Genomic DNA, 13,218 nt, shown 5'->3' on the forward strand with positions numbered 1-13,218 from the left:
CCCTCCGGTACGCCGGAGGGCGCGCAGCCCGGTCCGCGGGCGGGCGAGGCTTCCGGGGCCGAGCGGCACGGGTCCGACGTTCCGGGCGCGGCGGCCACCACGATGCCGCTGTTCCTGGGCGGCGACGGCTCGGACGTCGGTACGGGCACGGGGACGGGTACGCGTACGGGCATGGGTACGGGTGAAGGCCCGGGTACGGGTACGGGTGAAGGCCCGGGTACGGGTACGGGTGAAGGCCCGGGTACGGGTAGGGGTACGGGTGCAGGCCCGGATACGGGTACGGGTGCAGGCCCGGGCGCGGGCGCCGCCACCGGTGCGTACGCCGCACCCGCCGGAAGCGGAGACCGCAACCGCAGGCGGTCCGCCGCAGCAAGCCCCGCCTTCGCCCCCGACCCCGTGCAGCCGCGCCGCAGGCGTCCCTTCGGGGCCATCGCCGTCGGGGCGGCCGTGGCCGCGGTGGTCGGCACGGCGGCTTTCGCCGGCGGGCTGTTCGGCGGCGACGACAGCAGGGACGAGGCGCTGCCGGAGGCCACCACGAGCGTGCCGGACGCCGAGGACGAACCGGCCGCGTCGGTGGCCCCGCCCCCTTCCTCGTCGGCCGCTCCGTCCCGTACGCCCTCCCGCTCGGCGACACCGACGGCCTCGCCCTCCGCGTCCGCCTCGCCGACGAAGAGCAGCGAGCCCACGCCGACCGCCACCGCGTCCGCGTCGCCGACGGCGAGCACGGCGCCCACCCCGGACGGCGGCGCGCCCACGTCCTCGCAGTCCGCCGCCCCGCCCGCGGAGTTCGCCGGGCCTTCGCTGCGACCGGGCGACCGCGGCCCGGAGGTCGGCGAGCTGCAGAACCGGCTCAGGGAGGTGTGGCTCTACTCGGGACCGTCCGACGGGAACTACGACGAACGGGTGGAGAACGCGGTGGCGATCTACCAGTCGTACAAGGCGATCCAGGGCGATCCGATGGGCGTGTACGGGCCGAACACCCGGCGCGCACTGGAGGCGGAGACCAGCGGACACGGACGCCACTGAGCCCGGACGCCCGGCGGAGAGCGGGGAGCAGAGAAAGGGCGGGGGCGTAGGGGAAGGCCGGAGGCGGAGGGATTGGCGTTCCCCTCCCGGTTTTTGTATCGTGATGGAACAAAGTAACTCCCGCCCGCACTCCCTGACCGGCGGGCGGGGGTTGCTCTGGTCCCGCCCCGCGGCACGCGCGCCCGGGCGGTTCGCACACCTCCCCGCGTTTATGGAGCAGCCGATGCCGGCCACCGTCCTCACCGCACACGCCCTCCTGCTCGACATGGACGGCACCCTCGTGAACTCCGACGCGGTGGTGGAGCGCTGCTGGCGGCGCTGGGCGATCAAGCACGGGCTGGACCCCGAGGCCGCGCTCAAGGTGGTGCACGGCCGTCAGGGGTACGCCACGATGGCCGTCCTGCTGCCGGACCGCCCGGTGGAGGAGAACTACGCGGACAACCGGGTGATGCTGGCCGAGGAGACCGCCGACGTCGAGGGTGTCGTGCCGATCGGCGGGGCGCCCGCGTTCATGGCCGCGATCGCCGAGCTGCCGCACGCGCTGGTGACCTCCGCCGACACCGCGCTCGCGACGGCCCGGATGGGTGCGGCCGCGCTGCCGATGCCCGCCGTCCGCGTCACCGCCGAGCAGGTCGGCGCCAGCAAGCCGGATCCCGAGGGCTTCCTCAAGGGCGCGGCGGAGCTGGGCTTCGACGCGGCGGACTGCATCGTGTTCGAGGACTCCGAGGCGGGCATCGCGGCGGGCCGGGCTGCGGGCATGCGCGTCGTGGGCGTCGGCCCGCGCGCGGTGGCTCTGGCGCCGGACGCCCATGTCATGGATCTGACGCAGGTGCGCGTGGAGGCGGCCGAGGACGGCTCGATCCGCCTGCACATCGACGAGGCCTGAGGCGCCCCCTCCCGGCCCGGCCCTCCCGCACCCCCGAGCCCGGGCGCGGCCCTCCCGCACTCCACTTCCAGGCCCCGGCCCTCCCGCGCTCCCGAGCCCGGGCCCGGCGCTGGCTCAGTCCCGGTGCAACAGCCCGCGCGCGACCAGCTCCAGGACCACCGCGACGGCCACCACCTGGACGGCCATCAGCGCCACCAGGACGAACAGCTGGACGGCGCCCGCCTCCACGGGTGAGGCGCCGCCCAGCAGCATGCCCACGAACGCCCCCGGCAGGGTGACAAGCCCGACCGTGCGGGTCTGGTCGAGCCCGGGCAGCAACGCGTCCGACGCCGCCGGCCGCACGATCTCCAGCCGGGCGTCCCGGTCGAGCAGCCCGAGGGCCATGCCCGCCTCCACCTCCCCACGCCGGGCGGTGAGTTCGTCGAGGGCGCGCCGCCCGCTGAGTACGGTCGCGGTGAGCGCCCCGCCGATGAGGATGCCCGCCACCGGAATGAGCGCCAGGCCCCGGACCGGCACGAGCCCCGTGAGCAGCAGCGCCCCCACGACGGGCAGGACACCCGCGCCGACCGGCACGACCGCCCAGCGCCAGGTGCGATTGCCGGTGATGCGGCGGCCGGCGGTCCACACCGCCACGGCGAACATCAGCGCCACGAACCCGAGAAGCGGCGCCAGGGACCGTACGACCCAGCCGATGAGCAGGGAGACGGCGGCGAGTTGGGCCGCCGCGCGCACCCCGGCGACGAGGATCTCGCACGACCGGCCGAGTGAGGCCCACGCGGCGACGGCGGCGGTGAGGACCAGCAGGACGGCGAGGACGACGCCGAGGGTGACGGAGACCGGAAGCAGCACGCGGCCACGATAGAGCCGAGCCCCCGCCGCCCGACTCCCCCAGGCCGCCGGGTCACCAGGCCGCCGGGCCGCCGGGTCATCCCCTCAGCACCCCAGCCCCCCGAAAGGGGGCGCGACCGCGAGCCCGAGCGCCCCCGAGCCCCCGGCAGGCACCCAACACCCCCCGGACAAACCCTCCATGACGGACCCACGCGCTCCCGCGACCCGTCACTCCCCTTGCACACCCCTTGATGTGACGTGCACATGTCGCCACTCTGTTACCTGACGCCCACCCCACGGAAACCTGGCGTCGCCACCATGGCCGGGCCCCGCCCAACGCCACTCGCCACCGCCCACCCCGCCCGCCCATCGCCCGCCCAAGCACCCCCCACACCAAGGGAGTTCGCATGTCCGGTGTCTACGCGCGTCGCCTCTCCGTCGTCGCCGCAACCGCCGCACTCGCCGCCACGTCCGCGCTGTTCACCGCACCGAGCGCGCAGGCCGCCATGCCCACCCCGGTCAGCGCGGCGACCGCACGCACCTACCTCGGCCAGCTCACCGTCGGCGCGGAGGGCTCGTCCAGCGGTTACAGCCGGGACAAGTTCCCGCACTGGATCACCCAGTCGGGCGCCTGCGACACCCGCGAGGTCGTCCTCAAGCGCGACGGCACGAACGTCCAGCAGAACTCCTCCTGCCAGGCGACCAGCGGCAGTTGGCACTCGACCTACGACGGCGCCACCTGGAGCGCCGCGTCCGACGTGGACATCGACCACATGGTGCCGCTCGCCGAGGCCTGGCGCTCCGGCGCGAGCGGCTGGACCACCGCCCAGCGCCAGTCGTTCGCCAACGACCTGACCCGCCCCCAGCTCATCGCGGTCACCGACAACGTGAACCAGTCCAAGGGCGACAAGGACCCGGCCGAGTGGATGCCGCCGAGCTCCTCGTACAAGTGCACCTATGTCCGCGCCTGGGTCCACGTCAAGAAGCACTACAACCTGACCGTGGACTCCGCCGAGAAGAGCGCCCTGCAGTCGGCCCTGAACGGCTGCTGACCCCGCTGCGGGCCCGCCGGCGCCGCCTGACCCCGTGCGTCCTCCCCCCCGCGTTCTGTACGTTACGGAGCCGATCCGTACCGGCGTCGCGAGGAGACAAGACATGGCCGGGCTGCGCCTGGGACCACTGCTGCGGTACGTCGACTGGGAGTCCGGGACAGCCGCGACCGTCTGGGTCGAGGCGAGCCGTCCGTGCACCGTGGAGGTCCGGTGCGCGGACGGCGCCTCGGGGGAGTCGCCCACCTTCGCGGTGGCCGGGCATCACTACGCCCTGGTCGTGGTGACGGGGCTGACCCCCGGTTCGACGACGGCGTACGAGGTGCTGATCGGCTCCCGGCGCGTCTGGCCGCCCGACGACACCCGGCTCCCGCCGAGCACCATCACCACGCCATCGGCGGCGAAGCCGGCAGGCGCGGCGGAGGGCGCCGGGGCGACGCCTGCCCCCGTACGGATCTCCTTCGGGTCGTGCCGCTGGGCGGCCGCCCCCGGCGGCGGGCACGACCCCGTGGGGCCGGACGCCCTGGTCACCCTGGCCGCACGCCTCGCCGCGGACCCGGCGACCGAGCGGCCCGACGTCCTGCTGCTCCTCGGCGACCAGGTGTACGCGGACGAGACCTCCGGGGCGACCCGGCGCAGGCTCGCCGCCCGCCGGGACCTGGGCGAGCCGCCGGGCGCGGAGATCGCGGACTACGAGGAGTACACCTACCTCTACGACGAATCGTGGCGCGACCCGGAGGTCCGCTGGCTGCTCTCCACGGTTCCCAGCTGCATGATCTTCGACGATCACGACGTCATCGACGACTGGAACACCAGCGCCGCCTGGCAGCGGGACATACGCCGCACGCCCTGGTGGCACGAACGGATCGTCAGCGGGCTGATGTCGTACTGGGTCCATCAGCATCTGGGCAACCTCTCCCCCGCCGAGCTGGCCGCCGACCCCGTGTACGCGGCGGTGAGGGCCTCGCCCGACGGCACCGAGGCGCTGCGCCGATTCGCCGCCGAGACCGACGCGGATCCCGCCCGTACCCGGTGGAGCTACCGACGTGTTTTCGGCCGAGTGCGACTGGTGATGGTCGACACCCGCGCGGCCCGCGTCCTGGCCGAGGACCGACGGGCGATGCTCGACCCCGACGAGGCCGACTGGCTGCGGGAAGCGGTCCTGGACGACCCCGCTTCGTATGACCATCTGCTCATCGGCAGCTCCCTGCCGTGGCTGCTGCCCCCGCTCGTCCACGACGTGGAGCACTGGAACGCCGCCCTGTGCGCGGGCGTACGCGGGCCCCGCTGGGCGCGGATCGGCGAGAAGGTGCGCCGCGCCGCCGATCTGGAGCACTGGGCCGCCTTCCCGGAATCCTTCGACCGGTTCACGGAGTTGCTGCGGGAGGCCGGGAGCGGCCCGGACGCCCCGGCGACGGTATGTGTCCTCTCGGGCGATGTGCACCACGCCTACATCGCCGAACCGCGGTGGCCGGACGCCCGCCCCGGGACCGAATCCGACCTCGGTCCCTCATCCCGCCCCGGCCCCGGGGGCGCCCCGGTGTCCCGCATCCTCCAGCTGACCTGCTCCCCCGTGCACAACTCGATCCCCCGAACGATCCGGACGGGGTTCCGCCTCGCCTGGAGCCGGGCGGGCCGGCGGATCGGCCGGATGCTGACGCGCCACGGCCGTACCGGAGCGTCGCCGGTGACCTGGGGCAGGGCAGGGGGCCCCTGGTTCGGTAACCAGCTCATGACGCTCACGTTGCTTGGCCGGAAGTCTGCGCTGACATTGGTACAGGCCAAAGCAGGCACGCAGGGGGCCCAGCTCGAAGCGGTCCTTGAGCGTTCACTCACCGGTGAGAGTTAGACGATTTTCAGCCATCCGACAGAATGTTGAAGTTGCAAGCACTGGTGAGGTTTTCCTAACCTGAAGCGCCCAGTCGGTTCACGTCCCCGCCACGACCGAAGGAGCCCACCCCCCATGCTCATCCGCTTGAACCAGGCACAGCCCTACGTGCTCAGCCTCTTCCGCTTCGTCGTCGGCCTGCTCTTCGCCTTCCACGGCGCCGCCACCCTCTTCGGGGTGCTCGGCGGCAACCAGGCGGAGAGCGGCGCCTGGCCCGGCTGGTACGCCGCTCTGATCCAGCTGGTCTGCGGAACTCTGGTCGCCCTCGGCCTCGGCACCCGCGCCGCGGCCTTCCTCGCCTCCGGCTCGATGGCCTACGCGTACTTCAAGGTGCACCAGCCGGAAGCGCTCCTGCCGATCCAGAACGGCGGCGAGGCGTCGGCGATGTTCTGCTGGGCGTTCCTGCTGCTGGTCTTCACCGGCCCGGGTTCCGTCGCCCTGGACCGCCTCTTCGGCTCGCAAAGCACGGCGGCCACCGCCGAGGGCGCGACCCGGCAGGACAAGGCCCCGGCCGTCCCGGTCTGACCGGCAACCGGCCGCCCCCACGCCCGGGCCCCTCCTGGCTCTCCCCGGACCCCCGCGTGCCCGCGTCGACCCGGCGTGCGGTGAGGCGTCGGCGGCGAGGCCGGGAAGGTACGACGGCGGTGCCCCGCTCCCCCCGTTCGGCGGAGGGAGCGGGGCACACCGCCGTACGACGTGATCCGACTCAGGGTGTGAAGTCCCCGTCACCCCCGCCCGGGGGGCCCGAACGGCACCGTGAAGCAGGCCGCCCGCTCCCCCGCGCCGCCCTGCCGGTCGTGGATGATCACCGAACGCGCCCCGTCCTCCCGGAAGCCCCAGTCGTGCACGGCCTCCGCCCGGCCGTCGCCGTCCTCGTCCGTCCGGAAGTCCAGCCACACCTCGTTGACCGGATCCGCGGTCGCCGCCGGGCGGTGCTGGTAGTGGGGGCCCGCGGCGGCGGGATCGGCGCCGCAGGGCGAGGTGTGCACGTGCATCCCGTACGCGCGACCGGGCACGAGGCCCCGCAGCCGCGCCCCGACCCGGGTGCCGGACGGGTCCGTGAACTGCGTGATCTCGATCCGCGCACCCGCCGGCACCAGCCGCGTGTCGTACGTCAGCGCGTCGGACCGGACGAACGAACCGGGTGGGGAGAACACCCCCGCGGCCCGCATCCACGAGCTGCCGCCCGCGGCGGCGGCATCGTCGGCGCGGCTCGGGTCTCCACCACCGCCCGGCCCCTGCGTCGCGGGCCCCGCCGCAGGAGCGCCGTGCGCGCTGTGTGCGCCGTGGCCACCGGGGGTGTCGGACACGCCGCCGCCCGCCCCCGTATCCGTACCCGCGTCCGCCCCCTGGGCGACACCCACGCCGCAGGCCAGCGTCAGCAGGGCCGCCGCGCCCGCCAGCACGCCCGGGATCCGTGGGATCCCCCGGCCCCGCGACAACGGGCCGCCCTCATGTCCCTCCGTACCCCGCCGCCCCGAATTCGGGTGCGCCGGACCCTGTCCCGTCCGTACCATCCATGCCGTCATGCGCTGCTCCTCGCTCGTGCCTTGGTCGTTCTCCACGCCTAACGGGCACAAGGCCGCCAGGTGTACGTGACCTGCACAACATCACCCGCCCTGGCCCATCTCCGGAGAACCCCCACGCGTACGCTGTACAGCTGAACCTGCCGCCCCTGCCGCTCCCCTGCGACCGTCGCGGCGTCGACACGATCGGGGAGTAGTAGACGGTGTTGGAGAGTGTGGCCGCGCTGACCAGCAGTCCATGGATCTACGTGGTGGTCGCCGTCTCCGTTCTCCTGGACGTCTTCCTGCCCCTGCTGCCCAGCGGTGTCCTCGTCATCACGGCCGCCACGGCGGCGGCAGCGGGCTCCACCACCGTCAGCGGCGCCGACGAAGGCACCGGCGGGCAGGTCCCCTCGCTCGTCGTGCTGATCCTGTGCGCGGCCACCGCGTCGGTACTCGGCGACCTCGTCGCGTACCGGCTCGCCTGGCGCGGGGGCGACCGGCTGGACCGGGCCATCGCCCGGTCCCGGCGGCTGACCACCGCGCAGGAACGTCTCGGCGCGGCACTGAGCCGGGGCGGCGGGGCGCTGGTGATCATCGCCCGGTTCGCTCCGGCGGGCCGATCCGTGGTCTCGTTCGGCGCGGGCGCGGCCCACCGCAGGAAGCGGGACTTCCTCCCCTGGTCCGCGCTGGCGGGCCTGGCCTGGGCCGGTTACAGCGTGGGGCTCGGCTACTTCGGCGGCCGGTGGCTGGGCTCGACGTGGTTCGGCACGGCTGTTTCGGTCCTGGCGCTGTTCGTGGCGGGCGCGCTGGCCGCGTTCGTGGTGAAGCGCCCGGCTACGCGGACGGCGAAGACGAAGGCGGGGGCCGAAGCCCTGCGCCAGGAATCGGAACCAGGACCGGGACCGGTCGCGGAACCAGGACCGGGACCGGTCGCGGGACCAGGACCGGAATGGGGCTACGGAGCCGGAGCCGCATCCGCGACCGCATCCGCATCCGCAACCACGGCACCGACGACGCCCCCGAGCGGGCCGGGACCGGTGTCCGCGCCCGCCCCGGCCGCCCCCTGAGCGAAGGGGCGCACCGGCGCACCGGCGAAGGCCCGGCCGTCCGTGCGGCGGCCTCAGCTCCGGGCGGCGGGCTCAGCTCCGGGCCGCGCCCCGTATCTCCAGGCCGTCGAGCAGCTTCATCGTCGCCGCGGTGATCTCGTCGACGGCCTGGTCGAACACCTCCCGGTTGTGCGCGGCGGGCGCGCGGAACCCGGAGACCTTGCGTACGTACTGAAGGGCGGCGGCCCTCATGTCCTCCTCGGTGGCCTCTTCGGGGAGAGCGGGCGGGCGGAGCGTCTTGATGCTGCGGCACATGACTCCAGTGTGGACCGCCCCACTGACAACGGACACCCGTCGCCTCGGTTCCGCCGGTTGCGCGGCCCCACCCCGCCGCCGCCCCCCGCCCGGACGGATTCAGGCGCTCCGCGCCCGGTCGCTCGTGGTGGACCGGTCCGTGCACAGGGCCCAGATGACGAAGACGTCGATGGCGATGGTGACGACGGCCCAGACCGGCGTGTACGGGAGCCATATGAAGTTGGCGACGAGGTTCAGCGCCGCGAGGGCGATGCCCGCGCCGCGGGCCCAGGCGGCACCCGAGAGGATGCCCCAGCCGACCAGGATGAGGATCACGCCGAGGACGAGGTGGATCCAGCCCCAGGAGTTCACGCTGAACTTGAAGACGTAGTCGTTGATCGACGTGTACACGTCGTTGGAGGCGATCCCGGCGATGCCCTTCAACACTCCGAGGACACCGTCCACGAAGAGCAGGACACCGGCGAACACCGCTCCCCCGGCCGCCCACGGGCTGCCGGGGTCGCCGTCCGGACGGGGGCCGGCGGGGCGCGAGGCGCCGGGTGTGGGTGCGCTGGGCTGCGACATGAGGACTCCTTGGCCGGAACAGGCGCCGGGCGCCTGTTGTCCCTGCTGACCTGCCCTGGTGGTGCGTGCAGATCAGCTCCGACGTTCCTCGCGGCCTCCGGGCACAGCCACCCGGACACACCCGTTCGGGTGAGGTGTCACGGCGCGCTGACCGTGACGATGCGCCCCTGGGCGTCGACGGTGAGCGCCACCCGTTCGACGCGGTTGACCAGGGCGACGCCGGCCCACACGATCCCCCACGCCAGGCACGAGAAGACGGTGAGGAAGGCGTGCAGCGCATGGTTCACCGGCTGCCCGCGCACGAGTACCACCTGGCTCCCGGAGCGGGACTCGACGCGCCAGCCGCTCGCGATGCGCCGGCTCACGACCCAGTCCAGGATCAGCGCCCGCTGCGCCGCCTCGGGGGGCTCGCGCCCGGTGACCCCGGCGATGTAGTAGCCGGGCGGCGGCTCGATCGAGGCGCTCTCCCGTACCGTTCGACGACGTCTCACGGGATCACCCCCAGGTGTCGAGGTCGCCGCCGCGCCATTCGATCAGCCCGGGCCGGTCCAGCTCGACGACTTGGTCGGGACCAGGGGCGAACCCCGCGGCCCGCAACAGCGCGGCCACTTCACCCCGCCCGTGGGCCAGGCCCACGATCTGCCCGTGCACGGTGACCCGCCGCCCTCCCGTCGCGGAGGGCGGATAGACGATCACGGGCGGGTGCTCGGCCATGCCTCCACGGTGCCCCGAGCGCTGCCCCCGCGCATCCCGGGAGGCGGGCACGCTCACGCCCGGGAGGCAGGCACGCTCCCGCCCGGCAGACGGATCCCGCTCATGCCCGGGAGGCAGGCCACCCTCACGACCAGGAGGCGGGCACGCTCACGCCCCGGAGGCGGGCACGCTCACGCCCGGCAGACGGACCCCGCTCATGCCCGGGAGGCAGGCCACCCTCACGGCCAGGAGACGGGCACGCTCACGCCCGGGAGCAGGCACGCTCACGCCCGGCAGACGGACCCCGCTCATGCCCGGGAGGCAGGCTCCGAGCACCTCCGGGACCAAGGCCGCCCCCCTCCTCCACGGAACCGCCCGAGCGCGGTCCGGCGTCCCCGCAGGCGTCTCTACGATCATGAACCGCGACGGAGGACCCGCCCATGACGGCAACGGCTGCCCGCTATCTGTACGTGACCCGGCACGGTGAGGCATCCGTCGACGAGAGCACGCTGACGGACGACGGACGCCGCCAGGCCGCTCTGCTCGGGGAGCGGCTGCGCGAGGCCCCGATCACGGCGATCCACCACGGCCCGCTCGCCCGCGCCGAGCAGACGGCGCGGCTGATAGGTGAGCAGCTGCCGGGGGTTCCCCTGCTGCGGTCCGAACCGGCCGGCGACTACATCCCGTACATACCGCCGCGGGAGGAGCTGCCGGCGGAGTCGGCCGACGAGACGCTCGCCCGGCTGGCAGGCTTCCCGGCGGCGGAGCGCGAGCTGGGCCCCGGGCTGGCGGAGAAGGCGCTCGCACGGTTCACGGGAACGGTCGAGGGCGACGAGCCCCGCCATGAACTCCTCGTCACCCACAACTTCCTCGTCGGCTGGCTGGTCCGGGCCGCACTGGACGCACCGAAATCGCGTTGGCTGGGCCTCAACCACACCAACGCCGGGCTCACCGTCATCCGTTATGCACCCGGCCGTCCCCCGGCCCTCCTCCTGTACAACGACACCGGCCATCTGCCGGCCGAACTCCGCTGGACCGGCTTCCCGCCCGAGCTGCACGTCTGAGAGGAGACGCGCGTCGGCCCCGGGCAGGGCTCAGTCGCTGCCCGGGGGACCGCCGATCATCGACATGAGCAGCTCGTGCGTCCGGGCGTCCGGGGCCACGACGAGCCCCCGGCCGCCCCGTCCGACCGGGCGACCGTCGACCCCGGTGACGACGCAGCCGGCGGCGCGGCACAGGGCGATCCCGGCGGCGAAGTGCACGCTCCCGCTCAGGTCGCCGTCAGTGACGTAGGCGGCCCGCCTGCCCGCCGCGACCCAGGCCGGCGCCAGCGACGTGGAGACGACGCGCGGGCGGAAATTCTCGACGAACCCGGGGTGGGCGAGCAGGTCGACGGCCCGGAATCCGGGAGCGCCCGGGAAGGGCGGATCGAGGTTCACGTCCACCAGCCGGGTGTCCGCCGTGGGCGCCAACCGCCGCTCGTCGCCGGACGTGCCACGCCGGACCCGGGCGGTCTCCCCGTCGGTGAGGAAGACCTCGCCGCTGAACGGATCGGTCACGGCGGCCGGGCCGTTGCGCAACGCCACGTAGACGGCGACGAGTTGGGAACCGACGACGTAGTTGAGCGTCCCGCACAAGGGGTCCACCAACCACTCCCGCTCCGCACCGACAGCTCCTCGCCGGCCGCCCTCCTCGCCGTGCACCGCGTCCCCGGGCCGGGCGGCACGGATGACGCCGAGGATCGCCTCCTCGGCGGCGAGGCCGGCGTCGGTGGCGAAGTCCCCGGAGCCGTTGTCGATACGGGAGTGGAGCCGCCCGTACCGGGCCCGCACGACCTCCGCCCCGGCCAGCGCCGCGGCTGCCGCCACCTCGGTGTCCGTCGGATTCTCGAGCGAGTCGATCATGCCAAGCAGGCCAGCGGGAGGCCGCTGTGGCCGTACGGGGAATCCGGCCCAGCCGTCACGCCCCCTCCCGGGGGCCGAGCAGCAGCGCCTCCGAGCCGACCGGCCGGAATCCGGCGGCCTGGAACGCCCGGATGCTGCGGGCGTTGCCCGCGGCCTGCTGCGACCAGAGCGGTTCGCCCGGGGGCACCAGGTGCCGCGCGGCGGTGGCGAGGGCTCGGCCCAGTCCCCGGTGCCGGGCGTCCTCGTCCAGCTCGACGGCCACCTCCCAACGACCGGCCACGCCGCGCCCGAGCACCAGCACTCCCCCGTCGGCCTCCCACATCCGCACACCGTCCCGCCGACGACGGGCACTCATCACCCGCGGGTGGACGGGATCGGTGACCTCCCGCAGCTCCAGTCCAGGCGCACCGGGCAGCGAGGACGCCACGGTCAGGAGGTCGATCGTGTCGGTGGTCCGGCCGGTGCGTTCCAGGAAGGCGGTCAGGAAGCGCGGATGCATCGTCGCGGCCAACGCGTCACAGTCCAGGGCGGCGAGCGTCGTATGGACCCACGCGGGATCCTCGTCCGTGAACACGACCGAGTGCGCGGTAAAAGCGATCACCCCCTGATCCCGACCACTCGGCGCGGCAACCACGGTCGTCCCCCCATCGGCCTCCGGAAACCGCCCGCACGCCGCCCCGTCCAGGATCTCCGCCAGTGTCTGCCCCATGAACCGCCCCCGTGTTCCTCGTCGTTCGGTCCGCCCGCCGTCCCGCCGCGTCACCACGCGGCACGGACCGTTTCATCCCCCGGTACGCAGTCGGCGCGCGGCCGCCGCCTCGATGATCCCCGGCCATTCCACCGACAGCCATGCCCGGGCCGAAGGGGAAGAGGGCAGTCCGGAAGGCAGGCCGTCGTGCAGGCGGACCGTCTCCGGTTCCAGCAGGCGGTTGCGCGACAGCGTGGCCGGCTCCTCCCCACCGTCGCCGGCCTCCGAGACGCTCTTCAGGAACATCACGTTGGCCGCGACCAGCCACGGGCTCCCGGTCTCGCACGTACCCCGGGAGGAGCCCTCATTCCCGGTGGCCAGGGCCCAGGGATCGGGCGCGAGACAGCGCACGGCCCCGACTCCGGTGAACGACACCGCGGCCGAGCACATCGAGCAGGGCTCCTGGGTGCTCCAGAGCGTCGTGGTGCCCAGATCCCATGCGGTACGGGCGAGGCCCAGCACGTTCAACTCGGCGTGGGCCAGCGGCGTACCACGCAACGGGCCGTCTCCGGGCCCGGTGTCGTAGGCCTGGTCCCGCCCCTCCGCCAGCACCGCCCCGGCCGGGTCGACCAGCACGGCGCCCACGGCGAGCCCACCGGCCCTCAGCGCCGCGTAGGCAAGCTCCAGGCTGCGCCGCACGGCTTCGGGCGCCGCGGCCCAGGCATTGTCGAAGTCCTCGTCGTCTCTCTCGTTGCGCACCGGCTCAGGGTAGGCCTCAGGACAACAGGGCAGGGAGGGACGACGAAGCCCCCCGACCATGATC

General features: G+C 73.9%; 16 protein-coding genes. 7 read left to right on the forward strand and 9 right to left on the reverse strand.

Annotated elements, in window-relative coordinates:
* The coding region (locus tag ACFWM7_RS26550) for a peptidoglycan-binding protein (RefSeq protein WP_383264881.1) at nt 1–1,026 on the forward strand (1,026 nt) is incomplete at its 5' end.
* Between the two features lie 223 nt (nt 1,027–1,249).
* Nucleotides 1,250–1,912: an HAD-IA family hydrolase gene (locus ACFWM7_RS26555; RefSeq protein ID WP_383264884.1), complete on the forward strand. Its 663-nt coding sequence runs from the start codon at nt 1,250–1,252 to the stop codon at nt 1,910–1,912.
* Nucleotides 1,913–2,026: 114 nt separating this feature from the next.
* Here the strand turns inward: ACFWM7_RS26555 and ACFWM7_RS26560 are convergent, their stop codons facing one another.
* Complete coding sequence (locus tag ACFWM7_RS26560; protein WP_383264887.1) at nt 2,027–2,761, reverse strand: ABC transporter permease; 735 nt, start codon at nt 2,759–2,761, stop codon at nt 2,027–2,029.
* Between the two features lie 386 nt (nt 2,762–3,147).
* Here ACFWM7_RS26560 and ACFWM7_RS26565 point away from each other — a divergent pair, with 386 nt between their 5' ends.
* From ACFWM7_RS26565 to ACFWM7_RS26575, 3 genes are all read left to right on the forward strand, one after another.
* Nucleotides 3,148–3,792: an HNH endonuclease family protein gene (locus ACFWM7_RS26565; RefSeq protein ID WP_383264890.1), complete on the forward strand. Its 645-nt coding sequence runs from the start codon at nt 3,148–3,150 to the stop codon at nt 3,790–3,792.
* Nucleotides 3,793–3,895: 103 nt separating this feature from the next.
* A complete protein-coding gene (locus ACFWM7_RS26570; RefSeq protein ID WP_383264893.1) occupies nt 3,896–5,638 on the forward strand; it encodes an alkaline phosphatase D family protein in 1,743 nt (580 codons plus the stop codon).
* A gap of 114 nt (nt 5,639–5,752) precedes the next feature.
* Nucleotides 5,753–6,202, forward strand: coding sequence for a DoxX family protein (locus ACFWM7_RS26575; protein ID WP_383264895.1), 450 nt, complete (start codon nt 5,753–5,755; stop codon nt 6,200–6,202).
* Between the two features lie 200 nt (nt 6,203–6,402).
* Here ACFWM7_RS26575 and ACFWM7_RS26580 read toward each other — a convergent pair whose 3' ends face one another.
* Nucleotides 6,403–7,083, reverse strand: coding sequence for a superoxide dismutase family protein (locus tag ACFWM7_RS26580; protein WP_383264898.1), 681 nt, complete (start codon nt 7,081–7,083; stop codon nt 6,403–6,405).
* A gap of 323 nt (nt 7,084–7,406) precedes the next feature.
* Between ACFWM7_RS26580 and ACFWM7_RS26585 the strand changes: the two genes are divergently transcribed.
* On the forward strand, nt 7,407–8,252 hold the full coding sequence (locus ACFWM7_RS26585; RefSeq protein ID WP_383264900.1) for a DedA family protein: 846 nt from the start codon (nt 7,407–7,409) through the stop codon (nt 8,250–8,252).
* Between the two features lie 72 nt (nt 8,253–8,324).
* Here the strand turns inward: ACFWM7_RS26585 and ACFWM7_RS26590 are convergent, their stop codons facing one another.
* The 4 genes from ACFWM7_RS26590 to ACFWM7_RS26605 form a co-directional block, all read right to left on the reverse strand.
* Entirely contained in the window at nt 8,325–8,546 is a 222-nt protein-coding gene (locus ACFWM7_RS26590) for a DUF2277 domain-containing protein (protein WP_205081455.1), read from the reverse strand.
* Nucleotides 8,547–8,645: 99 nt separating this feature from the next.
* Nucleotides 8,646–9,110 (reverse strand): hypothetical protein, encoded by a 465-nt coding sequence (locus ACFWM7_RS26595; protein ID WP_383264903.1) that lies wholly within the window; start codon nt 9,108–9,110, stop codon nt 8,646–8,648.
* Between the two features lie 137 nt (nt 9,111–9,247).
* On the reverse strand, nt 9,248–9,601 hold the full coding sequence (locus ACFWM7_RS26600; RefSeq protein ID WP_383264905.1) for a hypothetical protein: 354 nt from the start codon (nt 9,599–9,601) through the stop codon (nt 9,248–9,250).
* 4 nt (nt 9,602–9,605) lie between these two features.
* A complete protein-coding gene (locus ACFWM7_RS26605) occupies nt 9,606–9,824 on the reverse strand; it encodes a hypothetical protein (protein ID WP_205081452.1) in 219 nt (72 codons plus the stop codon).
* Between the two features lie 419 nt (nt 9,825–10,243).
* On the opposite strand from ACFWM7_RS26605, the gene ACFWM7_RS26610 reads away from it, so the two are divergent.
* Entirely contained in the window at nt 10,244–10,867 is a 624-nt protein-coding gene (locus ACFWM7_RS26610) for a histidine phosphatase family protein (protein ID WP_383264908.1), read from the forward strand.
* 30 nt (nt 10,868–10,897) lie between these two features.
* Here ACFWM7_RS26610 and ACFWM7_RS26615 read toward each other — a convergent pair whose 3' ends face one another.
* From ACFWM7_RS26615 to ACFWM7_RS26625, 3 genes are all read right to left on the reverse strand, one after another.
* Entirely contained in the window at nt 10,898–11,707 is an 810-nt protein-coding gene (locus ACFWM7_RS26615) for an inositol monophosphatase family protein (RefSeq protein WP_383264910.1), read from the reverse strand.
* A 55-nt stretch (nt 11,708–11,762) separates the two neighbouring features.
* Entirely contained in the window at nt 11,763–12,416 is a 654-nt protein-coding gene (locus ACFWM7_RS26620) for a GNAT family N-acetyltransferase (protein WP_383264913.1), read from the reverse strand.
* Nucleotides 12,417–12,488: 72 nt separating this feature from the next.
* Entirely contained in the window at nt 12,489–13,154 is a 666-nt protein-coding gene (locus ACFWM7_RS26625; RefSeq protein ID WP_383264915.1) for a nucleoside deaminase, read from the reverse strand.
* Nucleotides 13,155–13,218 lie beyond the last annotated feature (64 nt).

Origin of the sequence: Streptomyces sp. NPDC058375, from assembly GCF_042723425.1 — a bacterium.
Taxonomy (GTDB): Bacteria; Actinomycetota; Actinomycetes; order Streptomycetales; family Streptomycetaceae; genus Streptomyces; species Streptomyces durocortorensis.